Origin of the sequence: Clostridium pasteurianum (assembly GCF_001705235.1) — a bacterium.
GTDB lineage: Bacteria > Bacillota > Clostridia > Clostridiales > Clostridiaceae > Clostridium_S > Clostridium_S pasteurianum_A.
Map to the genome: position 1 here is coordinate 392,012 of NZ_MCGV01000001.1, position 25,731 is coordinate 417,742.

Consider the following 25,731-nt stretch of genomic DNA (forward strand, 5'->3'; position numbering starts at 1 on the left):
CCCTTCTAATTTAAAATTTCCTTTGACAGCACAAACTGCCCCTTTCCATTCTTAACTTCACTTACAAAATAGCCCATAAACTTTGCATAACCCTTTTCACTTTGGTTTGGAACTTTTTTACCCTTTTCATCTAATACCTCATATTCACAGGTGGTTAAAAAATCCATATCTCCTATTACTATCATCTGGTTCTTACATCTTGTAAAGGCAACATTTAATCTTCTAAGCTCCTTCATAAAACCAATTCTAGGCTGCTTACTTTCTTTTTTATAATCACTTCTCGTTGAACTATATATAATGAGCTTTCTTTCTTGACCTTGATAGCTGTCCAAGGTTGCAGCCATACTTACAATTTCTTCATCTGTTAATGAATAAACCTTTCTTCTAAGAACCTTCCGTATGTTAGCTACCTGCTTACTATACGGAGCAATTATACCAATCTCAGAGGAACTTAATGCTCCTGAGGTAATTATCCTAAAAATAATATTGCCTATTAAGTCACTTTCATAATCATTTATGTATCCACCACCTGCAGCAGGCTTTTCACATCTTTTTTCTTTATCACCATCACTTGTACTTATTACAACTAATGGTCTATCAAATATTTCACCACATATGGATTTCATATTTTCCTTGCTTGCAACGGATTCATAATTATCCTCATAAAACTTATGTGAAATAATACTTGCAATTTCAGAGGGCATCCTGAACTGTATTCCTAAGAGAGTCTTATTTTCCTTAGGTAGTGCTTCATTTTTATACAAATATTCAAAAAAACTTTCCTTTAATAGTTCCATAGAAACTCCATCAATTTTACAAAGCTTAGCCACCTCATCATTTACAATAGGTGGAATTTGCAGGTAATCTCCCAGCAGAAGATTTTTCTTTGCTCTTGTCATTGGGACAATAATATTATGAATTTGAATCTGCCCTGCCTCGTCTATTATTGAAACATCAAATTCCACTTCTGAAAACTTTCTGTTACTATTTATTCCTATACAAGTAGCTCCTACAACATCAGCACCTTCAATTAAGATATTAGTCATTATTTCATTTCTTTTTTCCTCCAATGCCATGTCCCATTCACTAATTGCACTTTTTAATTTACTTATGTTTTCTACAGACTCAAGGCACCTATTTTTAAAATTTTTTACATCTTCCATACACTGCGTTATATTTTCAAATTTAAAATTACAGTTAAAACTATCATATGGAAGGGTATATTCCATACTCAAAGTCCCATTACACCTTATCTTGTCCTTAATTTCAACTAGCTCATTCTTATACTTAATAAATTCCTCATCCTTTAATTTTTTCTGAAATTCAAAAGATATTCTATTGTACTCTTCCACCGAATAATCGTATTTTTTGTTTTGTTCTTTTATATCTGAATTTAACTTTGAAATATCCTTTTTAACTCCTAAAGAAATTGGAATTCTTAAAAATCTAATGAATATATTTTTCTTCTTTGTTTCAGAAATGTATATATATTTCTTTGCTCTTGCATCCATCAATATTTCTATATCTTTTTTACACTCATTAATATTTTCAAATAAAACACTTAAATCCATTAAATAATTATTTAAATTTTTATAACAATAGGAAATCTCATCAGCAATACTCTTATAACCCTCTAGCAGTCTATAATCAACTTCTGAAAGTTCTATGAGACACCTAAGCTTTTCAAGATCCACTTTATATTTGTCCTGATTTTCACTGAAAGTTTTCTTATAGCTTAAATATAGTTTCTCACTCTGATTTTCTGGCATAAATTCCTTTACATTATCCTGAATCATCTTTTCATTGCCAATGCGGATTATTCCTATATTTTTGTTCTGGGCTATTCTTTCTAGAACGTTGTCTACAGCCTTATTATTTTGAGAGGATACAAGAACCCTCTTCCCTATTTTTGTATAATAATCTATCCATGCCACAATAACCGTTGTCTTCCCCGTTCCAGGCGGACCTAATACTAACTGGATATCTTTGGTTTTGATGCCCTTTTCAATTGCCTCCATCTGAAAAACATTTGGAGCAAACTCCCCTTCCTTAGGATGCTGAAGCTTATCTTTAAACTCCTCTAAGTAAGGTACATTCTCCTCGTAGCCTTCTGTTTCAAATTTATTAAAGGTTTTGTACATGTATTTTGATTTTATTTTGAATCTCTCTATATCACTTAATACTTTTTCCCTAACCCTTCTCTGAACTGTATTGTACTGAAGATATATTCTACCGCTGTCTGGTATCTCTGAGTCATTAAATTCAGATGAAAAGCTAATTTCAACTAAAGTATTTTCCTCTTCAGACATTACACTTACAATTACACCATTTAATAATTTTCTTTCTCCATCTTCCCCAAAATTCACAGTTTCAACACTAATTCTCACATCGGGTCTAAATATTTTTTCATCATAGACAACACAATTGAAAACATATGTGGTGTTATTTAAAGAAGCTCCTGTTGTAGTTGACCTTTTGCCCACATAAACAAGAGAATCCCCTGAAATAATTTCAACTTTTTCAGCTTCATCCTCATAATGTGTATAGTCCCTAATTGGATCTAAAATATTCTTTCTGAAGGACCTTCCAATTTCATAAGAGTTTTCATCTTCGCTGCCGCTGTTTTCAAAATACTCCCTAATATTTCTATCCATGAATTCAAAGTAATCCTGTGGCATTTCCCAATCTTCATCACTCATTGAATCTGGATATTCGAAATATGTTTTTTCATCTTCATATACTGTTTGAAGAATTACCATGACTTTATTTCTTGGAACTAAATTTAATATAGGTTTGTTATAAATATACTCCTTAATATGTTTCTTTTTAATGTCATATTCATTCATCACTGCAATCACATGAAAAGAATTTCTCTCGCTTCTCATACATACTAAGAGATATTTTTTCATTAATAATACAAATTTATAATCATTATCTGACTTTTCAAAAAGACCCATTACAAGTGCTTCTGAGTTCACTAATTCTTCAATTACTGCTTCAATAATCTCTAAATTTTTCACCCTGACTCTATCACCAATGAATATTTTTAGAGTTTCCTCCACATCAAACCATTCATTAGAATATAAATTAATTGTGTTCTGCATCTTTATCCTCACTCTTTTGAATTTCTAAAGGCAGATTATAAAATTTTTCTTTAAAATCCCCTAAAAGTTCACTAAGATTTTCTTTGTCTGTTTCATCAAGAACCTCTTCTATCTTCATTTATTTCTCCTTCTGCTCTTTAAAGCATAAAAAAGAGCTCTTTCAAGTTCCTCACCATTTCTATATCTATTCTTAGGCTGGCGACATAAACATTTCTTTAGTACCTTGATTATTTCATCGCTCATATTTTTATTGTAAGCCTTAAATTCAGGTACAGTTTTCCATTCTACATCTTTTGAGGTTTGTCTTAAATCAGTTCCGATCCTAATCCTTTTTCCTGTTAACATCTCAAAAGCAATAAGTCCCATAGCAAAAATATCTATTCTATCATAATTTGTACCAAGCTTTCCGTACATTTGCTCTGGAGCCTCATATCCCGGTGTCCCTATTCCCCTTGTGGTTGCTTTAGCTGAAATTCCAAAGTCAATAATATATACACTTTGGCTTGTACTTCCATAATTTTTTACAATAATATTTTGCGGCTTCAAATCCTTATGCTGAAGATATGGTACTTTGTGTATCTGTCCTAAGGTTCTGCTTATCTGTATTAATAGTTTTATATTGCCGTTAATTACACTGTAATCTTCATATTTACCTTCATTGTCTTTTATGATTTCATTCAAAGTTACGCCTTCAATATACTGCATAACCATAACAAGCTTTTTTTCTCTAAAATCATCGTAATAATCGTAAAGTGAAGGAACATTATCAGCCACTGCTTCTACTTTAATAAGCGCCCTGCATTCATTTATAAGGGATTTTTTTGTATCATTATTATAGCCAATTATTTTTATCCCCACTATTCTATCTAAATTAACATCAAGAGCTTTATAGAATACTGTATTATTCTTTTCCTGATTATAAATTGTACTTATAATTACATATGTCTTATTATTTCGAAACGTAAGTGTCTTAGGCAAGGTTCTCCATCTCCTCTTTGGAAGCTTCTAAAAATTCTTCTAATGAAGGCTTTTCCGCTAAACTATTTTCATATAATCCTTCTAAAAAATCCAAATAATCATCACTGTATTTATCTTCTAAAATATCTGTATCCAAACTAGCAGTACTGAAATCTCCCATGTTCATCCAAATAAGAAGTACCCCAACAGAATAGACATCAACTTTTTCCCAATCTACTTCATTTATGTCCTCTATCAAATTTTGTCTTATCTCAATTGGAGCAAATGCATTAAATTCACTTGTATCAAATAATTCAGTATTAACAGTAGGAACATCTTCATCTTCTTTTATTATTTTAGAAGTTTCAAAGCATCCAAGTTTTACATCATATGAAGTCTTCTTTTTCAAAACAAATATGTATTCAGGTCTTATTCTTCTATGGTGTATCTTTGTATCATCCACAACATTTTGAATTGATATTAATCCTTCAATAAGCTTTATTACAATATATAATGCATCTTTGCTGCTTAAGTTTAACTTTTCCCTGTCTCTTAAGGATACAGCATTTTCATGAATACAGTATTTGATATAATAAAATTCACACTCTCTAGATGTGTTTTCTATTTCTCCTCTTATTATTCCCCTCGGACTATCATGCATTCCATACCATAATTCATCCATAATGACATTATCCCTCGTCTTAAATGCATTGGAATCTTTTTTAAAACATCTTACATAATACCAATTGTATTTATTGTTGTTTTTTTCCATGCAAATGTAATTATACCTTCCATCTGAAGCCTCAAAGCTCTTCCTTTCAATTTTCTTAACAACCTCACAAGTACTTATTGGCAGTTCATCAATATCTAGTTTCTTAGCCTTAACTTTTCCCATAAATATATCACTTGCAGCTTCATAAAGGTTTTTAACAAGTTTTGTAGCTTGCCCTACTGATGCATCCTTAACAATTATGTATTCTCCATCTTTTTTTGTTCCGATATGTACTATAGAATTTGCTTCTCTTCTTATGGAATGTAATAAATCCTTAGCTTTGCTGCTAATAAAACTTTTTTCAAAGCAGTAATCTATTTTTCCAATCAAATTATCTAATTTTAATAGCCTTTTATTCATATCATTAAGAAATATTTTATGATCAGCTAAAACCGAGATTGCTAGAATTTCAATTGCCTTTCTACAGTTAATTGCACTTTCATTTGGGCTAACCCTTGAAGCAATCTCTGCATCTCTACATAATTTATATAAATTATCCTTATCATAAGTTTTTACATCCTGCAATATATCAAAATACATATATTTCACTTCCCCCACTTATTAAATTTTTTATTCTTTATAAGCTTGCATTTCTGGTTGAGATAAGCTAAAAATTTTCAAATATCAATTGGCATGATTTTGTACTACAGATATATCAAAACAATTATATATACAAATTCATTTATATATAATACTACAGAATATCATTATTTTCCTTTATTTTTGTCACAGTAATTCATCCATTTTTATTCCCATACAAGACAAAATTCCCCAAGCCATAAACTTGGGGAACATAAAACTTTAATTTCAGTATATATTTTAAATAAACGCTAATTTCAACAACCTTTTAAGCATGTCCTAATTTTTCTTAATTACATCTGTTATCTTGCTAAATACTACACACACAAATGTTGTTATCAACATATCAGGCAGAGTACTTCCAATAGCAGTATCCACATGCATAAGTATCCTATACAATATAAACCCTAGCAGCCATATAATAAGATTTTTAACATTAAATTTCAGTTCAAAGCAATCCTTTTTCAGTATAAAATAATCAGCTATTTGTACCGCAATCATTGGTGCAAATACGGAGCCTATTAGGTACAAAAAATCAGTAATATTATCCATTGGATAAATAATGGCTGCAATAGTTCCTATAATTGTTATAATTATTCCTGCATATTTGCTGCTTACCTTATTTGATATAGCTTCCAGAGAAACACCTGCAGAAAATGCATCCATAAATGTAGTAGTTACTGTAGAAAGTATAATTATTAAGAGTCCAGCAATACCCGGTCCTGCTTTAACCATTATCTCTGCAATATCACCTTTACCTGCATAAAGTACGGCTCCCATTCCTATGATATACATCCATGAGCTCACTATACCATACACTATTACACTAACCGAAGTTGCTTTAACTGGCTTTTCTGCTTCCCTCGTATAATCACTTATAAGCGGCAGCCACGATAAAGGCATTGCTACCGCAAGCTCTACAGCCGCACCAAAAGTAAGAGTACCTTTAGGTATTATTGGAGCAGAATTTCCAAAAAAAATCCCTTTACACAGCCAAAGCGTTAATATAAATAAAGCAGTTATAGCAGCATAATTTAATTTTTCAAGATTATTTACGCCAATCCGTATCCATAAGATAATGAGAATTCCAATAACAATATCCCATATCCAGGTTGTGGAACCCATAATCCCTTTTGCTGCAATAGCTCCATCATATATCATAATTGCCGTCCAACCCGCTAACTGCACAACATTTAGCAGTGAAAACAATATACTGCCCTTCTGTCCAAAGCTCATCTTAACAGTTTCCATGGCGCTTTTCCTTGTTCTGCCTCCAATAAATCCTGCGAGAAAAAGCATACTGCATCCTATAATGTGACCTATTATTATAGCTTCAATACCTTTTTTTAATCCAAGGGGTGCAAAATATGTGCCTGTAAGTATTTCGGCAATAGAAACTCCGGCACCAAACCATATTAATCCATTATTTAGCACAGAAGTTTTTTTATTTTTCATGTATTGGGCCTCCTAAATACTCACCTTTAATGTCAAAAGCATGATTCATAGGACCACTGCCGCTGCCAAGGTCAAGCATTGCACTGAGAGCACCTGATATATATAGTTTTGCTTTTTCAATTGCAGTATCAAGATCATAACCTTTTGCCAGATTTGATGCTATAGCACTTGACAAAGTACATCCTGTTCCATGAGTGTTTGGATTGTTAATTCGTTTTCCATTAAACCATTTGAAACTTCCCCTTCGATACAGAAGGTCATTTGCATCATTTAACTGATGTCCTCCCTTACACAGCACTGCACAATTATATGTATCGCTTATGCTTTTAGCTGCCTTTATCATATCATCAGCTGTTTTAACTGGTATTCCTGACAGGACTTCTGTTTCCGGAATATTCGGTGTAAGTACATCAGCAATTGGCAATAAATACTCTTTAAGAGTGTCTATAGCATCATCGCTGATGAGCTTTGCCCCACTAGTTGCAACCATAACAGGATCAATTACAATATTTTTTGCTTCAAATTTCTTGAGTTTTTGGGATATGGTCTTTATAAGTTCACTTGAGGATACCATACCTATTTTCACCGCATCCGGGTAGATATCGCTAAACACAGCCTCAAGCTGTTTCCCTAAAAATTCAGAAGTTACATCCATAATTCCAGTAACGCCGGTAGTATTCTGTGCAGTAAGTGCTGTTATTGCACTCATGGCATACACACCATTAGTGAGCATAGTCTTAATATCTGCTTGAATTCCGGCGCCTCCGCAGGAATCACTGCCTGCGATTGTTAATGCTGTTTTCATATATTTCCTCCATTCTTCCGCATTCTCTGCGGCAATAAATTGCATTAATTTTATATAGCGACAGAAGGTGGTGCCCCCAATCTGCCGCAATAGTATTTTAGGAACATTAAATAAAACACTATTACTTCGCTTGAGAGAAAAACATGGTAACTTTTTCTCCGTTCCACTACAAAAAATAATCATTATATATTATAAAAATTCACGTCTGAAATTCCGTAGGTACGGAGGAATTTTTTCCTTGTACTAATCCTAGAAACAAAGTAATAATGCTGAAGAAACGATTTAAAAACTTCTAATAAATGTTATCATACACGAGGTTTGGGTGAAGCCCATTATCCTTCGTTACTTAATATAGGCAATTTCTATATTATAAAAGCTTTAGATAAGCCTTTAAATCTAAGCTGTTAGTCGTAGATATTAAGATAGCCTGTATCTTATAAAGAAGGATAATTATCATTCTTGGGGTTTGGGTGAAATCCCATTATCCTTCTTTACAAGATATAATATATCTTTATATTTACAGTCATATATTAACTATTATCAGTAATACAATACGACCAAAACCCCAGTTATGATAAGATTTATAGAATTTTTTTAATGTTTCAAAGCATTGTTACTTTGCAACGTCTTCTCTGTAATATTTTTCAATGTAACCGCTGCATTTTTTATATCCTTCTGTGCAAATAGCGCACTTATTACAGATATACCACATATGCCTGTTCCTTTAAGCTTTGTTACATTTTCTTTTGTAATTCCTCCTATGGCAACAACAGGGATATTTACAGCTTCGCATATTGCCTTAAGTTCATCATAACTTACGTCAATAGCATCAGCCTTAGAGCTTGTAGGAAAAACTGCACCTACTCCAAGATAATCTGCCCCTCGTTTTTCGGCCAGTACGGCTTCATGAACAGTATGTGCAGAAACTCCAAGAATTTTGTCCCCTCCTATTAGTTTACGCACATTCCCTGCTTCCATATCGCTCTGTCCAACGTGTACTCCATCAGCGTTTACTTTTATGGCAATATCCACGTTATCATCAATTACAAAAGGCACATTATACTCCCTGCAGAGTTCCTTTATTTGAACTGCCTCTTCAAGAAACTTTTCATACTCAAGTTCTTTTTCCCTTAGCTGTACAAAGGTTACTCCACCCTCCAATGTCTTTTTAACCTGACTATACAAAGTTTCATCATGGAGCCATGCTCTGTCAGTCACAGCGTACAGCAATAAGTCCTTTTTATCGAATTTCATATTTTGCGCCTCTTTCCAATGTTTGTCCATTCATATTGTAAATAGCGTCAATAATTCTATTGCGGTAAGTTGCATTGCCATCTGATGGCTGCATATTGCTCCATCCTATTTCACCAGCTAATCCCATTGTGCAAACAGCTGCAGCAGCAGCCTCAAGCTCATTATCTGGGTTTGCCACAAGAAAAGCTGTCATCATGCCTGAAAGCTGACAACCTGTACCTGTAATTCTGCTCATTTCATGTCTCCCGTTTCTAGTTACATAGCATTTATCTTTGTCCGCAATTAAATCAATTACACCAGTCACCGCTATAATACTTCCGGTTTTTTTAGCAAAATCTTTTACAAATTTAACTGCACTATTAAGATTGTTCTCTGTAACAGCATCTGATACGTCGGCATCTACTCCCTTTGTGCTTCCACTGCCTAGGGCAAGTGTTTTAATTTCGGATATGTTTCCTCTAATTACATCAAATTTTATTTCTTTCATTAGCTTTATGGCTGTATCCGTTCTAAGCTTACTTGCACCTGCTCCTACAGGATCAAGCAAAACTTTATGACCAAGCTCATTAGATTTTTTACCAGCTAAAAGCATAGAAGGAATTGTTCTCTTATTTAAAGTTCCTATATTTATATTCAGTCCTCCGCATATTGATGTGATATCCTCTACATCATCTGCATCATCTGACATAATAGGACTTCCTCCGCATGCAAGAAGAACGTTTGCAACATCATTAACTGTCACATAATTTGTAATATTGTGTACTAGCGGCATACTGCTTCGAACATTTTCAATACATTTACTAAGCATAATATCTCCCTTCACAAATACAAACCGAAAGGCTTGTCAACACCATACCATGCAGAATAAAAATTGTAATTTATTAAATAAAAAAACTGCATATATACCAATGAAAGTACATATGCAGTAGTTCTGCAAAATATATCCCTACGTTGGCATTATCCAAATCAGGTTATGGGTCTAAGCAAACGGCTTACTCTCAGCTCACTTTTCATGAGCTCCCCTTTGTATTCGATAATAATTATACTATAGTCAACTTAAAAATCAAGTTTTCATACATAACTATTATTTCACTATATTTTAAATTTATTAACTTCAACAATCATTTCATTAGTCGCATTGTTAAGTGCTAAAGCTGATGCTGCTACCTCTTCTGTAGATGCACTCATTTCCTCTGAAGATGCTGAAATTTCCTCTGAAGATGCTGACACTTCAGTTGAAACTGATGATATATCATTTACTCTACTTAAAATAGTTTCTTTATCCTTACCCACCTCATCAGCTGAATTTTTAACTGTTTCAATTTTAGGAATTATACCATTTATGCCCTCTATAATCTCTTCAAAGGACATTATTGACATACCTATAATCTTAACTTGACTTTTAATTTCATTGCCCATTTCAGAAGAATCCTTGACTATAACACTTGTACTTTTAGATATTCCACTAATTAAATTACTTATTTCTTCTGCTGATTTTTGAGACTGTTCAGCAAGTTTCCTTATTTCCTCGGCAACTACAGCAAATCCTTTTCCTGCCTCTCCTGCTCTTGCCGCCTCAATGGCTGCATTAAGCGCTAATAAATTTGTTTGCGTTGCAATACTATTTATAATATTTATAATTTCATTTATTTTATTTACATCTTTACCAAGTACACTAATCTTCCCGCCAAATGCCATAGATAATCCGCTTACTTTACTAACTGACGTGTCTAATTCGTCCATTTGACTGCTGCTGTCTTTTGCCATTGATCCAATTTCTCTAGACTGTGAATCTATATCCTGTATTTCATTAATTATCTTAGATAGTTTACCGCTAAATTCATTAAGTATATCCGTTACATTTACTAAATCCTCAGCCTGTGAGCTTGTACCTTTTGCAATTTCAGTTATACCTTCTGTTACATTTTGTGCAGAACTAGCTATCTCATCTGAAACAGAAGATAAATTCTCTGACTGTACATTAACATCTGAAGAATTTGCTTTTATTTTGAAAATCATCTTTTTTAATGATTCCTGCATAATTTTCATTGATCGAGCCATATCACCAACTTCATCTTCTAACTGCAAATATTTTGGTGAAACTTCCTTTGATAAATCTCCTTGGGCTAATAGTTCCAAATGTTTTGAAGTTACTTTCATTGCGTTAGACAAAATGTTTCCAACTATAGTAACAACCACTAACCCTATCAACATAAATATTACAGAGAATACTACAATATAAACTTTAAGACTATCTAACTCTGATAATATTTCACTTTTAGGCACAGCAATTGCCACAGACCATTGGGTTCCCTTAACTGGAGAATATGCCACATATTTGTCGGTTCCATTATATGTATATTCGCCTAAACCTTTTTGACCTTCCGTCATGTTCTTTTGAATATTTGCCAGCCCCTGAAGTTCAGAATCCTTTTTTACATCATTAAATACATTATCCATTTTTAAAACCTTACTTTTATCTGCACTTGCAATAGTTGTTCCATCCTTTGATATCATAAATGCACTACCTGTTGTACCAACCTTAACCTGATTAGTCAGCTCACTTAAATTATTGCCATCAACTGTTTCAAGTAGCACTCCTACAATTTCATTATTATTTTTAATAGGTACTGCATATACAACTATTAATTGCCCATTAGTTTTACTTATAATAGGATCAGAAACATTACTTTGACCAGATAAAGCTTTTTTAAAATATTCTCTATTCGATACATCTGAAGATGTTCCATCTGGATTACTGCAGTTTCCATTTTTGTCTACAATACTTATTCTAATAGATCCAGTTCTTTTAGTTTCATCTAAAAGAACTGACTTTTTATTTTCCCATGAAATATTAGGATCTCTAATTTCACTTCTTGCAGCAATAGATTGTAGTGAATCTAGATTACCTTTAACCCTTCCTTCAATATTTCCCGCTGTTTGTTCAGCAATTTTAGGAAGTGTTTTGTATAACGTTTTCTCTAATGCATTTGAACCGTTTACAAACGAAACCAAACCTAACCCCACACATATAACTAATGCTAAAAATCCCATAGATAATATTAATTTTGTTTTTATATTTTTTATACTTTTCATGATTTTCTCACCCTTCTCAGTAATTAATTACAACATTGTGCCAAATGTCGTAGTATAATATATTATATCACTTTCTGTCATATTTTGTTACAGAAAGGGTGAAAAAATCCTTTGATAAATTACATATTGTTCTTATTTTAATTTTTCCTTCACAGAATTTATTTTTTGATCCATGGTTGCTTTTTTATCTCTTCTATCGTCAATTTTTATATAAGTTTCTACTCTTTTAGCTCCATTCTCAAAAGGAACCTCATGCATCTTTCTTATAACTTCTAAAATCACATCAAGATCTCCCTCAAAAATTGTTCCCATAGGGGTAAGCTGATATTTTATTCTAGTTTCATCTTGTAACACTTTTTCACAAGCTGCAACATAACTACTTAAGCTTGTTGATTCTGTCCCAACTGGAAATATTGTTGCTTCTGCAATTGCCATATTCTATCATTCCTTTTTTCAATTTTATTTGTTAATTATTCCATTAACATTTTTATTAATAAATATTGTATATAAAAACTTCCCTGTTAGTTACACTGAAATTATACAGCAATAGTCAGAATAATTCAAAAAATTATAAGATTAGGCTATCGACAATTCATCTCCTACGCTTAAATATAGTGGAATTTATGTAAAATTTAGTTAAAGGGTGGAATTTTATACTTGTATCCGTTTACTTTAGCATTTTCTAAATAAAATTGGGTTTTCTCAAATAAATTTCGGTTTGATTTTTATAATTTTAAGTATTATCATTTTCTGTAAAAGTATATAAATTCTAGGGGGTAATATTATGAACACAAACAAAAAATTTTTGAGTTTATTCCTATCGCTTCTTGTTTCCTTCCTTCTAATGGGCACTACATTTACTAATAATGTAAAAGCTGACACTCAACCGCCTGTACAATTATATTACGGACAATACTTGCAAACAGCCATATGGGATGGATCTTGTTATGAATATTCTTCTACTGGATATATAGCTGTGCAAAAATCTTCTTCTTCAAAAAACATTACTGTACATTATTCCACAGATAATGGTGCAAATTGGAAAGATATAAATGCAACTTATGTTAAAGATAACCCTAGTGATGGATGTGAATTATGGAAATTTAATTTGGACAACCTTTCTAGTCCTGTATCAGTACAATTTGCTATAAAATATGAATGTAACGGTATAACTTATTGGGATAATAATCAAGGAAAAAACTATTTTCTTAGTCCAACCAATACAAGTGTCTTTGGTAAAAGTCAGCTCTATACAGGTGTATCATATTGGTATGATGGAAGTCATGTCGGTGGGGATATAACTTTAAACAACATAGGCAATCCCAAAGTAGTAAAAGTAAGATATAGCTATGATAACTGGGCAACATTCTCAGAAACTAACGCCACTTATGTTAACACTTCTCAGGATAACTCTGCAGACTACTGGTCCTATAATATTCCATCAAATCCATCAGCAAAACAAGTATCATTTGCAGTATGTTACACAGTAAACGGAATAGAATATTGGGATAACAACTTTGGAGATAACTATAATTTAAAACTTAAATAATTATTAAATATATACTTGTTTGATATCGTCATGCCCTCTTTAGGGTACTGGCGAGTCAATAATTTTTTGCAGTTTCTTAACCTATATTTAACCCATTGATAATTTTTCCTTAATAACCTTTTTATATTATAGCATATGGAATGTAATATAAATTTAGGGGGAAAATTTTATGAAAAGAAACAAATTACTATTATTTGGACTTGTATCTACTCTAATAATTGGACTTCCAAAAAACATTGTAAATGCTGACACCGTAAGTAACACACCGTACAATATCAACTTTCAAATGGGAGGTAATTCATCTGAAATGCGTTTCAATTGGTTCAGTAATTATAATAATGGTTCTGAACTTCAAATTGCAAAAGCAAGTGATGTACAAAATGGTCAATTTCCTTCAAATTCTATAATTAACGGAACAACTAGTCAAGCAACTGCTACCCAAAGTGTTGAAAACAACCCCGGGAACCCAAATGAGCCAGCTGTAGATGCTTCAACTGGTAAAAACGAGTTTGCTAATAGAGCTTCTGCTAGTGGATTAACTCCTTCAACAAAATATGTTTATCGTGTTGGTGATGGAACAACCTGGAGTCCAACTTACTCTTTTACTACTGGTAATCCAAGTAATGGTTTCAATTTTGCAGTTTTTGGAGATCCACAAATCGGTGCTTTTGATAGCAATAAACACTCATCTCTTCCACACAGCAGTTTAACAGATGACCAAAATGCTTGGGCTAATACTCTTAAGGAAGTTACTTCAAACCCTGTTGACTTCTTATTTTCACTTGGTGATCAAGTAAATGATTATAGTGCTCTATCAAAGCAGCAGGATCAATACAAATCTTTTTTCAATCCCGATACAAATAAAAACTTTTTCCAGAGCTATCCTCTTGTTGCCTTCGAAGGTAACCACGACCATCAAATGGGTACCTATTACAGTTTCCACTATAATCATCCTAATCTTTCACCTTTAGGTCAAACATCAAACAGTAATGTTAACAACAATGATGGTGATTACTGGTTTACTTATGGAAACGTACTCTTTATGGTACTGAATGCAAACGATGCTCTTGATACAGCAGCTCACGATCAATTTATGCAGGAAGCAATTGCAGCTAATCCTAATGCAAAGTGGAAAGTTGTAGCTTGGCATCAATCTGCTTATAGTGAAGCAAACCACTCTAATAGTAATTCTGCCGACGATCCAATTATGACAATACGTAAAACCTGGCCTAAATTAATGGACAAATATGGCGTTGACATTGTTCTTCAAGGCCATGACCATGAATACACAAGAACTTTCCAAATGTATAATGGTACTCCTGTTGATACTAATAAAACTAACGCCGTAACAAATCCAAAAGGAACCGTATACTTTACACTTGATTCTGGAAGTGGAAGTAAATATTATGATTTTAATAGTGCGTCAGATCATACCTTCAGTAGTGTATTCTGGCAGCAATATGTACCTACTTATTCATATGTTACAATGAATGATTCTAAATTCACCATAAACACTGTTCGTACCGACACGGGAGCTTCAATCGATAACTATACAATTACTAAAACATCTTCATCTACTACTTCATCGCAAGGAACTGCTACTAATAATACAAGTAGTGCATCAACTAATACACCAGCTAATACATCAGCAAACAATAGTGCAAGTGGCAGTCAAATTAGCAATCCCAAAACTGGTGATAACAGTTCCAGTAATTTTGCTTTAGCCTCTTTAGCTGGAATTTCAGGAATTGCTGTTCTTGCATTCGTAGGCACAATAATTTATAAAAAGAAAGAAATAGAGAAGTAACAATACTGAAGAAACGTTAAAAAAACTTTATAAATCTAAGGCTTACAAATCGTAAAATACTTAGATGTTTCAATAACTCACTAGCGTTCAAACAAATTGAAACATCTAAGTATTTTGCGATTTGTAACCCAAGATTTATTAAATTTTTTTTAAATCGTTCCTTCAGCATTGTTACTTCTCTTACAGGTGATACAATGTAAAAATTCCTCCGTACCTACGGAATTTTAGAGTAAATCTTAGATTTATTAGCTTTATTCAATATTCAAAATCAATATCATTTAATAACAAATAATTTTATAGGAGCTGCTTATGTTAAAAAATAAAATGAATAATATAACTAAAACAATAATTTTAATATTTGCGTTATCAGTATACGTCATATGTGCCTATACTTTCAGCAGGCATCAAGCTTATTATAATATATATGGTCTTGGAAATGGTGACAAGATTTCATATGAAAGAGCTCGGGTTGTATCTATTGATTCACAAAATGTTGAACCAGACAAGCATTATAGAAATTTGCTTATAGGGTCACAGCAAATTACAATTCACATATTGACTGGTGAATATAAAGATAAAGAAATGAAAATTACAAATGGACTCAATTATGATACAAATTATCTACTTAAAGCTGGGGATAACATAGTTGTTTCAATAAATACTGCTGGAAATTCAAAAAATAAGAATGTTAATGTCTTTGTATATGGTCCTTACAGGCAACCTTGGCTTTACGTACTTATTGGCTTATTCGTTATAGCCTTATGTTTAATTGGAGGGAAACGTGGATTAAAGTCCGTTATTGGTATAGTTTTTACTATTACAAGTGTTATTTTTATTTTTGTTCCTCTAATATACAATGGTTTTTCTCCCATTTCAGCCTCTTTACTTATGGCAATATTTACTGCATGTGTAACTCTTATACTAACCACTGGATTTGAAATAAAAACTTTTTCAGCTATCCTGGGAACTGCAGTTGGTGTTGTACTTTCATCATTAATTTTACTGATTTTTGAGCATTTAACTTCTTTATCTGGCTATAACATGCCTGAATATGATTCACTTATGGCACTTTCCACTCATACTGGTCTACACGTGGATGAACTTCTATTTGCAGCAATTATTATTTCATCGCTGGGTGCAGTAATGGATATTGCAATTTCTATTGCCTCCTCCATTCAGGAAATATATGCTGCAAATCATAATTTAACTTCAAAAATGCTTTTTAAATCTGGGATTAATGTTGGACGTGACATGATGGGAACAATGGCAAATACTTTAATTCTTGCCTTTACAGGTACTTCCCTAAACATGCTTATTCTTATTTACTCTTACAATATGAATTACTATCAAATTTTCAATTCAAATACTATCACTATTGAAATTATACAGGCTATCTCTGGTAGTTTCGCTGTAATATTTACAGTACCACTTGTATCTTTTATTTCAGCAACACTCTTACCTTTGTTTTCTGGTGGCAATGCTAAAAACATAAATGTAGAAATACCTATACAAAACAATACAGATAAGAATTCAGTAAATCAAACTTGACTTCAATGATATATTAGTACCCATGATGATATAACACAATATTATAAAAGGAAATGGTTCAATTATGTTAAAAAAATTATCAAAATCTATAATGTTAAAACTGCATAATTTTAGAGATAAACTGCTTCAAATTTTAGATTGGTTTATCTCTACTAATATAAATATTCGCATTGGTATTATAGCTGCTTCAATGATATTTATTGTATCAATCATTGGATTTTCACTACATTATATAAACAAAAATCGCAATATAAATTTGAACAAAAAAATTGTACAAAAATATAAGCACCATTCTTCTAATGTACAGAATAGCCATTACCCTGCTCACATGCTTTCAGAGTTCTATAAATTATATGATACTAATCACGATATTAAAGGCTGGCTTTCAATTCCTAATACAGTAATTAATTATCCAGTGGTACAATCTACAGATAATGACTACTACCTTCATAATAATTTCAATAAAACAGCTGACCCCTACGGCTCACTTTTTCTTGATTACAGAAATAATATAAGCCCTCAATCTCAAAATATGATAATATATGGTCACAATATGAAGGACGGTCAGATGCTTACTTCCATAGTTAATTATCAGCAAACTGACTTCTATAAAACTTCACCCGTTATAACCTTTAACACAATATATGGTCATTGTTCATGGAAGGTATTTGCTGCCTTTATCACAAATGCTGATCCAAAGGATGGTTATGTTTTCAACTATCTTGTTACCAATTTTCCTTCAGACGATACTTTTAACAGTTTTATTAAAGAAGTGAGAGCACGTTCTCTAATAAACACTCCCTCTATAGATGTAGTTCCTGGTGATAACATTCTAACACTCTCAACCTGTTATTACAGCTCCAATAATGCACGTTTCGTTGTTATGGCTCGAAAAGTTCGACCACATGAAAGCACAGCTGTAGAGCCAGCTACAAGAAATGAGAATGCTCTTTCTCCTATGAGATCTATGGATAAGTAAAATATAAAGACTTAGCTAGAATTGAAACTGCTAAGTCTCGTAAATTATTATATTTTGCTATCTAAAAGCTTAATAAATCAACTTAAAATATCTCTAAATAATTATTTTCTAAAATGTTTTCCTACCATCAATAAGATTATACCACCAATAGCAATTGGTATGATACTAAAGTGTGACTTTTCTGCCGTATAATGATTATTCTTATATACTGGCTTGGCTGAATGGTGACTGGATGCTGTATGATGATTAATTACATTTGTATTATATATCTTTGCATTGGTATTATATATCTTTGCATTTTTTTTTGCATGAACTATTTTATGTTTAATTTTTTTTGCAGCTTTATACTTAACTATAGTTTTTACTTTTTTCAATTTTGCACTTATTGTTTTTGATTTGCTTACGCTGCTACTTAGTTTACTATTCTTAAAACTGCCAGATTTAAAACTTTTATCACTTGAAGATTTACTGCTAAAACTTCCAGAATGAAATCCACTTTTCGGTACACTACTCCCATTTGTTGAACTAGAATGAGACACAGAACTATTCTGAGAATTAGAACTAGAGCTACTATATGAACTATTACTAAAACTTGAATGTGAACTTCTAAAACTCCCTGAATGAAATCCTTTTGCAAAAACTGTTTCTCCTAATATGAAAATTAAGCATAATGCTAAACTAAGTATTGTTAAAAATTTGTTTCTTTTCATCTATTGTATCCCCCCATATTTGTTCATTAAGCTTTATAATTACCATAACAAATATATTTTTACATAAAACATTCCTATTACCAAATTATAATATTCTTACATTAAAAGTTAAAGTTTTTTATATAAAAAATAACAATAAACTTGTCAATAGTACTTTATTTTTAGACAAAAATAATGCCGCCTAGACTTAATAGTCTTTGACGACATTTTATTTTCTAAAGATAAAATTACAAAACTATTTAATAAATTAACTCCCCCGGCTTGTAGCCTTTAGGCAATTCCTCTTCACTTAAAAATTTGAAACTTTCATCACGCAGTATTGGCAAAAATACTTCGTATGGAATTCTTTGAAATTCACAGCCATAACTGCTAGCTCCAAACCATTTTCCATCTTTACTGCTAAGGTTTAAATCTCGTGCGAATTTTGTATAGTTTGAACAATCATGAACTACTAGGTCCCACTTTTCTTCATCTGCTATTTTCATGAATTTCAAAGCTAATTCCCTGCTCCACGTTGGAGAAATATAACCATGTCTAGCAATGTACATATTTTCTCCTTCATAATTACCTATGTTATTCTCATTTAAATGCAATTCTGCACAATTTATAAAGTCTAGCTTTGTATCTAAAATTGCCTGCTTTTTCTTAAAGAAACCTTCAAAGAGCTCAGGAGTCATTGGGGTTTCGATTCCTACTTGTTTAATATATTTCTTTGCAATTTTAATATTTTCAATAACCTTGTCCGAGCAATTAGAAGCTCCAAGATTGAAACGTATCTCATCAAGTCCAGCTTCTCCTAATGCTTTCAAGTTCTCTTCTGTAGCTAAAATTCCATTTGTATATAAATGTTGATGTACACCAGCAGTACTGAACTTCTTTATTACTGAATAATACTTTTCAATTTCCATAAATGGCTCTAAATAAACGTAGGCAACACCAGTGGGCTTCTTATGTATAGAAAGAAGTAAATCAATATCCTTATCATAAAATCTTGTACCTCCAATTTCCCACATACCTTCACCTATTGGAGGAAGATCTTCTAATTGTCCATAATCGTAGCAAAACTTACAGGCTGCATTACATTTATTTGTTTTCCTGATTGCACCTAATCCAGTACCCATCAAGCAAGAAACGCATCCCTTTGGAAATTTATTTTCATTTCCTACAAAAAAAGTTCTATCCTTTAAAGTTTTCAAACCTTTAATTTCCGACATTAACTTATCATTTCTATTATCAATTGCTGCCTCAATTTGTGCAAATACAGCGTAAATTATTTCTTGCTGTTTTGTCATAACTTCTTCGCCCTCAGGCAGCATTGCAAAAAATTCAAACCACGCTAGTGCATCTTTTTTTGAGATTTTCATAATATCTCCTCCTCTGTTTACTCTTATTATACCATTTTCAGCAATTTTTTTAACAAACTTTATTACTTTTTTCAATATTGAAATTAAAGTCATTACCATTGGTTACAATCATACTTAGTTAAATAAAAAAATGATAATTGCTATATCATAAAAAAGGTTATATAATGTACAACATAGCACCATTGATTATCATTATCATTAAATGGAGGTTAAATTTTTATGAGTGAAATTGCTAAAAGATTAAATCAATGCAAAAAACCAACTGGTGAATTAGGTAAAATTATAGTTGATGATATGAATTTAAGACATTTTGAATTAACTGATTGGGGACTAAAAAAGGTAAATATTAAAAATGATGATACCATACTTGATATAGGCTGCGGCGGTGGCAGGACTGTAAATAGAATGGCCTCTATAGCAAAAGATGGTAAAGTTTTTGGAATAGACTATTCCTTAGACTGTGTAAACTGGTCCAAAGATTACAATAAAAAATTTGTAACTAATAATAAAGTCGAAATTCTTCATGGTAGTGTAGAAAAAATGCCCTTTGAAAATGATAAATTCGATATTATAACAGCCGTAGAAACAATTTATTTTTGGCCAAATATACTTGAAAATTTTAAAGAGGTAAATAGAATTCTAAAGCCAAACGGAGTCTTTGCTATAATATGTGAAATGTATTCTAGTGAAAAGTTTAAGGAAAGAAATGATGAACTTATAGCTGCATCAAATATGAATTTATATACTCCTGATGAACTAAAAAACTTATTAAAGGATGCTGGATTTAATAATATATCTATAGACTCAATAGAAGAAAAAAATTGGCTATGCTGCATATGCTATAAATAATTAAAAGTAACAATGCTTCGTGGCGTTAAAAAATTCCTATAAATCTAAGCATTTTACAATTTTGGAGTCAAGATTTATTAGAACTTTTAATCGTTGCTTCAACATTGTTACTTCTCTCTTCTAACATCTGAAACATATCTACCGCAAATTCATCTGGAAATCTCAAGCAATATTCTCCATGTCCGGCATTAATGATTTTTCTAAATTTTACCTTATGCCATATTTTCTTTACATATTTTATATCTAAGGCACGATCTTTAATTTATTATTCTAAGCTTATACATTTCTTAATTACTTCCACCCATTCATTTGGTCTACATGCTAGCAGTTCTTCATGCTCAAGATCATGCTTAACAATATGAGGATTTTTAAAATGCTGCTTATATCTTTTTAAATACATTTCTCCCATTTTTGATGCATATAAACAATGTATATTAGTGCCATTAACATCTATTCCATCTTCCATTTTCGTTATAAGATCAGAATAAAACTGATTTTCTACACTTCGTTTTGTCACAAAATCCAGCTTTTGTCCTCCTACTCCTAGCATAATATGCATAAATTCTTTCATGTATTGTTCATTGGTATGCTTTTTCATATACCAAGAAATTAGCCTATTAATTTTTCCTTTATGAATAATATGATATACAATTGGTACAAATATTTTTGTTTGTATTTTTGCCTTCCATTTATCTTCTTGATCCAGATCAGAACTACCCAGAATTCCATGATTCATATGAATTTGTTTTCTTTGTATAAGTAACCCCACAAATGATCCACCAAGCGAACATCCATATGCAGCATGAACTTTTCCATTAAATTTTTCCTTTATATAATCTTCTATTTTTTCAGTTTCTGTAATCATATCACAAAATTCTGTTTGTTCAGTTTCATCAAAGCCATCATATGAGACGCATACCACATAAAATGACTTTGTCAACAAATCTAAAACGTGATCATAATTATTTTTCCAATGACAGCATGTCCCTGGAAGTAGAATAATAACCGGATTATTTATATTACCAAATTCATAAAATTTCATATTCTATTCCCCTTATCTATAAATTTATAAATTAATCTATATGCGTTATATATTGATACTGATAATCATATTCAATTGTATTTTAACATTTTCCAGTAAAATCTTCAAATCAATTTATGATAAGCATCACTTATACGCAAGCATTCCTTTAGGATCATCAGAAAGCATATACAAGGATACATCTTAATTTATTCCATAAGTTTTTTCCAAATAACTTACTTTTGAGTAAGATAGTATTATTTTTCATTTAATGTACATATAATTATTAATTTATAAAATATGATATAATATGGTTATATTATATGAGAGGAGACTTAATCATATATGAAAAATTATAAGGAATTATCTAAAAATGAATTTAACAGAGAAGCAAAAAAATTCGATCATGCAAAAAGTACAGACATTTATAAAATGTGCCAGGAAAGCTATGGCCCCTTGCTAGAAGAAATAAAGAAAGAAGAGTTTCATTCATTGCTTGATATAGGCTGTGGTACTGGTAATTCTATTGAGAAACTTTATAGAGAAAATTCAAAACGAAGCTATACGGGAATTGACCTTGCAGAAAATATGATACAAGTTGCCCGTAATAAAGAACTTAAAGGTGTGAACTTTCTGGTAGGAGATGCAGAAAATCTACCCTTTGAAAAAAACAAATTTGATGTAATTATCTGTAAGGAAAGCTTTCATCATTATCCAAAGGTAAATAACTTTTTTGAAAGTGCATATGGTGTTTTAAAACCAGGTGGACGTATGATTATTCTTGATATGACACTCCCTACACTAGGACGATGGATTGAAAATCATATTATTCTTAAATTAATGAATACCGGAGATGTTCATTTTTATGGACTCAAAGAAGTAGAGAAATTATACCAAAATGTAGGATTCAAAATTGAACGTCTCGAAAAAATTGGGAAAATGAGGTTTATTAGTACAGGAAGGAAAAATTAATCCAAACAATTATTTCGTTTTGTTATGTTAAAAAAATGCCCATCGCTTAATCACAATGAGCATCTTCCCTTATCTTTAATACTTTATCCCTTTCCAATACATAGGTGTGTAAACCTCAGCTATTTCAGGCAATTTAACATCCTTAAGTGCCCATTTCTTAAATTCTTCAAAGCCTGTACGATCAACAATGTATCCAATATGTTCTTTTCCACCTGGAGCACTGCGATCTATATAATGTTCTACATAATCATAAGTATTTAAAATAATTTTTATAATACTCTCTTCATCTGCCCATTTTATAAAATCTTCTCCCATACGTGGATTTTTCTTCCCTGTTCTTCCAAGGAGTGTAAGACGATAATACTTCTGTTCACTTCTTGCCCATGCACCCATAGGGCAATTTAAAACACACTCGCCGCAGCCAATGCACTTTTCATGATTTCTTTGGACTTTATAATTAACCTCTTTTAGTACTCCTACAGATTTCTTTTTGCACACTCTAATGCAGGCACCACAGTTAACACACATATCCTTTTCATATTCCGGTTTGGTCATTCCCATAATGCCAAAATCATGCAGTCTAACCTTTGCACAGTCATTTGGACATCCAGTTAATGCAATCTTAAAGTGCAAATCATTAGGGAATATAGCTTTCTCTATTTTCTGTGCAAAAGCTGTAGTATCATAACAAGCATATGGACACACACGATTTCCTACGCAAGCTGTAACATTTCTTGTTCCTGATGCACTGTAGCCTGTTCCTTTAACCTTCTGATTTATATTTAAGCCTTCAATAATTGGCTGCAAAAGTTCATTAACCTTAGGCATATCTTCAAACTTTATCCCTGGAATTTCAAAACCTTGACGTGTAGTAATATTTACTGTACCATTTCCATAAGTTTTTGATATATTTTCAATCATAGAAAGAAATTTAGCATCTAAATACCCTCCTGGAACACGTATCCTTGAAGCAGCAAAACCCCTTTTTTTAGTAACACGGAAAGCATTTTTCTTTAACTTCTTTGTGTTTATATCCATCCTTTTCCCCTCCTCACTTAATCTATTAATTTTTTACCCTTTGTAAAATTAAAAACAGGGCCATCAAGACAAACATACACATCATCAATTTTACAGTGACCGCATTTTCCAAGTCCACAGCACATTTTTCTCTCCTGGGAAATCCATATGTTTTCTTCTTTAAAACCTATATCTAAGAGTCCATTTGTACTAAACCTCATCATAGCTGGAGGTCCAACAACAATAGAAACTGCTTCACTTACATTTTTTAATTTTAATTCTGGAATGTATTTAGTAACAAGTCCCTCCGGATAGTTATTGTCCCCATCGACAGAGTCAACAGTTAATATAACATTTATATTCTTTTTCCATTCTTTAAAATCTTTTAAAAATAATATATCCTTGGGAGTCTTAAAACCTGTTATCAAAGTAACTCCTTTAGTTTCATCTATATGCTTAGAAAAGTAATCTACAACACCTCTAACTGGAGAAACACCAGTACCACCAGCTATTATTACAATTTCTTTACCTTTATAATTTTCTATATCAAAACCATTTCCATATGGTCCTCTTAAAAACAGCTTATCCCCTTTATAATGCTCAAAAACTTCATTTGTAACTTTTCCAACACGCCTTATGGTTAAATCCACAGTATCTTCACTTATGCCGCTTACTGAAATCGGAGCTTCTCCATATTTAGGTATAGAAACTTCAAAAAATTGTCCTGGCTTTACTTCTCCTTTATAGGACATCCTAAAAGTATACTCTATATTGGTATACTTAATTACCTCTTTAATTTCTGAAAGAAAAGGTACATACTCATTTTGATTCATTGTAATTTACCTCCTTAACTGCTCCTTCTAACTTGTTAATACAATTTGAAAAGGAAATATATTCAGGACAAATATCATCGCACCTTCCACAGCCTACACACATGTTATAGCCATTTCTCTTTTTGTAATCATAAACCTTATGCATTACTTTGAATCTCATTCTTTGTCCATTCTTTTTGCGATAGGAGCCTCCACCAGCAACATTTGTAAAACCATCCACCATACAAGATGCCCATACTCTTCTACGCTCTCCAACTTTTCCATTATCAGTATAAAATATATCCTGCATTGTAAAGCATGTACATGTTGGACAAACAAAATTACAGCGTCCACAGTTAATGCATCTGCTGTCATACTCATCCCACATTTTTGAATTGAATATTTTAGTTGAAAGCCCCTCAGGCACATTTACTCTTGTCTTAGTTTCCTTTACATAGGAAGGAATAACCTCAAGCTTTTCACACCCACTATTTATAAGGAACTTATTCCAATTTTCCTCACGACTATCTATGTAAAACTGTCTATCCTTTAGTTCTATGCTTGCATCGTAATTATCATTTTTATTTGTTCCCATATCAACGCAGAAACAGCTTTCAAAAGCACTTTCACACGGCATTAAAACAAATTTAACTTTTTCACGAAGACGTTTATAATAATAATCTTCAAAACCATTTTTTAAATACATTTCATCTAAGCGCTTTACAGCATGGAGATCGCAGCTTCTAAGAAAAATAATTGCTCCTTTTTTCGGCATATCTGCTTCCTTTATATTTTCTTCAGTAAAAAAGAACAAAGTTTGTGAAATAGGAAGTAAAACTTCTTTAAAAGAATAATGTGATTTGCAATCGAATACGATTTCTTCTGCTTCAGTGACCTCTCCATAACGAATCCTATCTGTATCAGAAAAAGCCCCCTTACCCTTAAATAACTTTGGTGCATATATCAAATACTTTTTCTTCCATTCCTTAAGCAAATCATTTAAATTTTCAGTTGTTAAACGATAACCCATAAACTTGCCTCCTTTTTTATTTCTTGTTAAAAATATAACAAAAAACAAAAA

The 25,731-nt window shown here is 31.9% G+C and carries 22 protein-coding genes and 1 riboswitch; of the genes, 6 read left to right on the forward strand and 16 right to left on the reverse strand.

Annotated elements, in window-relative coordinates:
- Positions 1-5 precede the first annotated feature (5 nt).
- The 10 genes from BEE63_RS01810 to BEE63_RS01850 form a co-directional block, all read right to left on the reverse strand.
- A complete protein-coding gene (locus BEE63_RS01810) occupies positions 6-3,104 on the reverse strand; it encodes an AAA domain-containing protein (RefSeq protein ID WP_066019758.1) in 3,099 nt (1,032 codons plus the stop codon).
- Entirely contained in the window at positions 3,088-3,222 is a 135-nt protein-coding gene (locus BEE63_RS22255) for a hypothetical protein (RefSeq protein ID WP_278286400.1), read from the reverse strand. The genes BEE63_RS01810 and BEE63_RS22255 overlap by 17 nt, the downstream gene beginning before the upstream one ends.
- Positions 3,219-4,082 (reverse strand): serine/threonine-protein kinase, encoded by an 864-nt coding sequence (locus BEE63_RS01815; protein ID WP_066019759.1) that lies wholly within the window; start codon positions 4,080-4,082, stop codon positions 3,219-3,221. Before BEE63_RS01815 ends, BEE63_RS22255 begins: the two co-directional genes overlap by 4 nt.
- A complete protein-coding gene (locus BEE63_RS01820; protein ID WP_066019760.1) occupies positions 4,075-5,373 on the reverse strand; it encodes a DUF4145 domain-containing protein in 1,299 nt (432 codons plus the stop codon). The genes BEE63_RS01815 and BEE63_RS01820 overlap by 8 nt, the downstream gene beginning before the upstream one ends.
- Positions 5,374-5,691: 318 nt before the next feature.
- Complete coding sequence (gene cytX, locus BEE63_RS01825; RefSeq protein WP_066019761.1) at positions 5,692-6,867, reverse strand: putative hydroxymethylpyrimidine transporter CytX; 1,176 nt, start codon at positions 6,865-6,867, stop codon at positions 5,692-5,694.
- Positions 6,857-7,672: a bifunctional hydroxymethylpyrimidine kinase/phosphomethylpyrimidine kinase gene (gene thiD / locus BEE63_RS01830; RefSeq protein WP_066019762.1), complete on the reverse strand. Its 816-nt coding sequence runs from the start codon at positions 7,670-7,672 to the stop codon at positions 6,857-6,859. Before thiD ends, cytX begins: the two co-directional genes overlap by 11 nt.
- A 594-nt stretch (positions 7,673-8,266) precedes the next feature.
- Positions 8,267-8,926: a thiamine phosphate synthase gene (gene thiE / locus BEE63_RS01835; RefSeq protein WP_066019763.1), complete on the reverse strand. Its 660-nt coding sequence runs from the start codon at positions 8,924-8,926 to the stop codon at positions 8,267-8,269.
- Positions 8,913-9,734 carry a hydroxyethylthiazole kinase gene (gene thiM, locus BEE63_RS01840; RefSeq protein ID WP_066019764.1) on the reverse strand — a complete coding sequence of 274 codons (822 nt, stop codon included), beginning with the start codon at positions 9,732-9,734 and terminating at the stop codon, positions 8,913-8,915. The genes thiE and thiM overlap by 14 nt, the downstream gene beginning before the upstream one ends.
- 118 nt (positions 9,735-9,852) lie before the next feature.
- Positions 9,853-9,961, reverse strand: a riboswitch (TPP riboswitch).
- 57 nt (positions 9,962-10,018) lie between these two features.
- Positions 10,019-12,022, reverse strand: a complete 2,004-nt coding sequence (locus tag BEE63_RS01845; RefSeq protein WP_347463707.1) for a methyl-accepting chemotaxis protein — start codon at positions 12,020-12,022, stop codon at positions 10,019-10,021.
- Positions 12,023-12,154: 132 nt separating this feature from the next.
- Positions 12,155-12,457, reverse strand: coding sequence for an MTH1187 family thiamine-binding protein (locus tag BEE63_RS01850; protein ID WP_066019765.1), 303 nt, complete (start codon positions 12,455-12,457; stop codon positions 12,155-12,157).
- A gap of 349 nt (positions 12,458-12,806) precedes the next feature.
- Here BEE63_RS01850 and BEE63_RS01855 point away from each other — a divergent pair, with 349 nt between their 5' ends.
- The 4 genes from BEE63_RS01855 (at position 12,807) to srtB (ending at position 17,905) form a co-directional block, all read left to right on the forward strand.
- Positions 12,807-13,571: a carbohydrate-binding protein gene (locus BEE63_RS01855; protein WP_066019766.1), complete on the forward strand. Its 765-nt coding sequence runs from the start codon at positions 12,807-12,809 to the stop codon at positions 13,569-13,571.
- Between the two features lie 169 nt (positions 13,572-13,740).
- On the forward strand, positions 13,741-15,378 hold the full coding sequence (locus tag BEE63_RS01860; protein ID WP_066019767.1) for a fibronectin type III domain-containing protein: 1,638 nt from the start codon (positions 13,741-13,743) through the stop codon (positions 15,376-15,378).
- A 309-nt stretch (positions 15,379-15,687) separates the two neighbouring features.
- Complete coding sequence (locus BEE63_RS01865; protein WP_081312438.1) at positions 15,688-16,926, forward strand: YibE/F family protein; 1,239 nt, start codon at positions 15,688-15,690, stop codon at positions 16,924-16,926.
- Between the two features lie 64 nt (positions 16,927-16,990).
- Positions 16,991-17,905, forward strand: a complete 915-nt coding sequence (gene srtB, locus BEE63_RS01870) for a class B sortase (RefSeq protein ID WP_066019768.1) — start codon at positions 16,991-16,993, stop codon at positions 17,903-17,905.
- 101 nt (positions 17,906-18,006) lie between these two features.
- Here srtB and BEE63_RS01875 read toward each other — a convergent pair whose 3' ends face one another.
- Positions 18,007-18,615, reverse strand: a complete 609-nt coding sequence (locus BEE63_RS01875) for a hypothetical protein (RefSeq protein WP_066019769.1) — start codon at positions 18,613-18,615, stop codon at positions 18,007-18,009.
- Positions 18,616-18,854: 239 nt separating this feature from the next.
- A complete protein-coding gene (locus BEE63_RS01880; RefSeq protein WP_066023122.1) occupies positions 18,855-19,979 on the reverse strand; it encodes a radical SAM protein in 1,125 nt (374 codons plus the stop codon).
- A 219-nt stretch (positions 19,980-20,198) separates the two neighbouring features.
- Here BEE63_RS01880 and BEE63_RS01885 point away from each other — a divergent pair, with 219 nt between their 5' ends.
- Positions 20,199-20,828: a class I SAM-dependent methyltransferase gene (locus tag BEE63_RS01885; protein ID WP_066019770.1), complete on the forward strand. Its 630-nt coding sequence runs from the start codon at positions 20,199-20,201 to the stop codon at positions 20,826-20,828.
- A gap of 265 nt (positions 20,829-21,093) precedes the next feature.
- On the opposite strand, the gene BEE63_RS01890 is transcribed toward BEE63_RS01885, so the two are convergent.
- On the reverse strand, positions 21,094-21,870 hold the full coding sequence (locus BEE63_RS01890) for an alpha/beta fold hydrolase (RefSeq protein WP_066019771.1): 777 nt from the start codon (positions 21,868-21,870) through the stop codon (positions 21,094-21,096).
- 324 nt (positions 21,871-22,194) lie between these two features.
- Here BEE63_RS01890 and BEE63_RS01895 point away from each other — a divergent pair, with 324 nt between their 5' ends.
- Positions 22,195-22,821, forward strand: a complete 627-nt coding sequence (locus BEE63_RS01895) for a class I SAM-dependent methyltransferase (RefSeq protein ID WP_066019772.1) — start codon at positions 22,195-22,197, stop codon at positions 22,819-22,821.
- Positions 22,822-22,896: 75 nt separating this feature from the next.
- Here BEE63_RS01895 and asrC read toward each other — a convergent pair whose 3' ends face one another.
- From asrC to asrA, 3 genes are read right to left on the reverse strand one after another with little or no spacing between them, the layout of a single operon-like run.
- Positions 22,897-23,859: a sulfite reductase subunit C gene (gene asrC, locus BEE63_RS01900; protein ID WP_066019773.1), complete on the reverse strand. Its 963-nt coding sequence runs from the start codon at positions 23,857-23,859 to the stop codon at positions 22,897-22,899.
- A gap of 17 nt (positions 23,860-23,876) precedes the next feature.
- Positions 23,877-24,671: an anaerobic sulfite reductase subunit AsrB gene (asrB, locus tag BEE63_RS01905; RefSeq protein ID WP_066019774.1), complete on the reverse strand. Its 795-nt coding sequence runs from the start codon at positions 24,669-24,671 to the stop codon at positions 23,877-23,879.
- Positions 24,658-25,680, reverse strand: a complete 1,023-nt coding sequence (gene asrA, locus BEE63_RS01910) for an anaerobic sulfite reductase subunit AsrA (RefSeq protein WP_066019775.1) — start codon at positions 25,678-25,680, stop codon at positions 24,658-24,660. Before asrA ends, asrB begins: the two co-directional genes overlap by 14 nt.
- Positions 25,681-25,731: the final 51 nt, after the last annotated feature.

Coding starts and splice junctions, on each gene's coding strand:
- thiD (WP_066019762.1), bottom strand. CDS start 7,672: ATGAAAACAGCATTAACAATCGCAGGCAGTGATTCCTGCGGAGGCGCC.
- BEE63_RS01820 (WP_066019760.1), bottom strand. CDS start 5,373: ATGTATTTTGATATATTGCAGGATGTAAAAACTTATGATAAGGATAAT.
- cytX (WP_066019761.1), bottom strand. CDS start 6,867: ATGAAAAATAAAAAAACTTCTGTGCTAAATAATGGATTAATATGGTTT.
- BEE63_RS01845 (WP_347463707.1), bottom strand. CDS start 12,022: ATGAAAAGTATAAAAAATATAAAAACAAAATTAATATTATCTATGGGA.
- BEE63_RS22255 (WP_278286400.1), bottom strand. CDS start 3,222: ATGAAGATAGAAGAGGTTCTTGATGAAACAGACAAAGAAAATCTTAGT.
- thiM (WP_066019764.1), bottom strand. CDS start 9,734: ATGCTTAGTAAATGTATTGAAAATGTTCGAAGCAGTATGCCGCTAGTA.
- asrB (WP_066019774.1), bottom strand. CDS start 24,671: ATGAATCAAAATGAGTATGTACCTTTTCTTTCAGAAATTAAAGAGGTA.
- srtB (WP_066019768.1), top strand. CDS start 16,991: ATGTTAAAAAAATTATCAAAATCTATAATGTTAAAACTGCATAATTTT.
- BEE63_RS01875 (WP_066019769.1), bottom strand. CDS start 18,615: ATGAAAAGAAACAAATTTTTAACAATACTTAGTTTAGCATTATGCTTA.
- BEE63_RS01880 (WP_066023122.1), bottom strand. CDS start 19,979: ATGAAAATCTCAAAAAAAGATGCACTAGCGTGGTTTGAATTTTTTGCA.
- asrC (WP_066019773.1), bottom strand. CDS start 23,859: ATGGATATAAACACAAAGAAGTTAAAGAAAAATGCTTTCCGTGTTACT.
- BEE63_RS01860 (WP_066019767.1), top strand. CDS start 13,741: ATGAAAAGAAACAAATTACTATTATTTGGACTTGTATCTACTCTAATA.
- BEE63_RS01865 (WP_081312438.1), top strand. CDS start 15,688: ATGTTAAAAAATAAAATGAATAATATAACTAAAACAATAATTTTAATA.
- BEE63_RS01895 (WP_066019772.1), top strand. CDS start 22,195: ATGAAAAATTATAAGGAATTATCTAAAAATGAATTTAACAGAGAAGCA.
- BEE63_RS01810 (WP_066019758.1), bottom strand. CDS start 3,104: ATGCAGAACACAATTAATTTATATTCTAATGAATGGTTTGATGTGGAG.
- BEE63_RS01855 (WP_066019766.1), top strand. CDS start 12,807: ATGAACACAAACAAAAAATTTTTGAGTTTATTCCTATCGCTTCTTGTT.
- BEE63_RS01890 (WP_066019771.1), bottom strand. CDS start 21,870: ATGAAATTTTATGAATTTGGTAATATAAATAATCCGGTTATTATTCTA.
- asrA (WP_066019775.1), bottom strand. CDS start 25,680: ATGGGTTATCGTTTAACAACTGAAAATTTAAATGATTTGCTTAAGGAA.
- BEE63_RS01885 (WP_066019770.1), top strand. CDS start 20,199: ATGAGTGAAATTGCTAAAAGATTAAATCAATGCAAAAAACCAACTGGT.
- thiE (WP_066019763.1), bottom strand. CDS start 8,926: ATGAAATTCGATAAAAAGGACTTATTGCTGTACGCTGTGACTGACAGA.
- BEE63_RS01850 (WP_066019765.1), bottom strand. CDS start 12,457: ATGGCAATTGCAGAAGCAACAATATTTCCAGTTGGGACAGAATCAACA.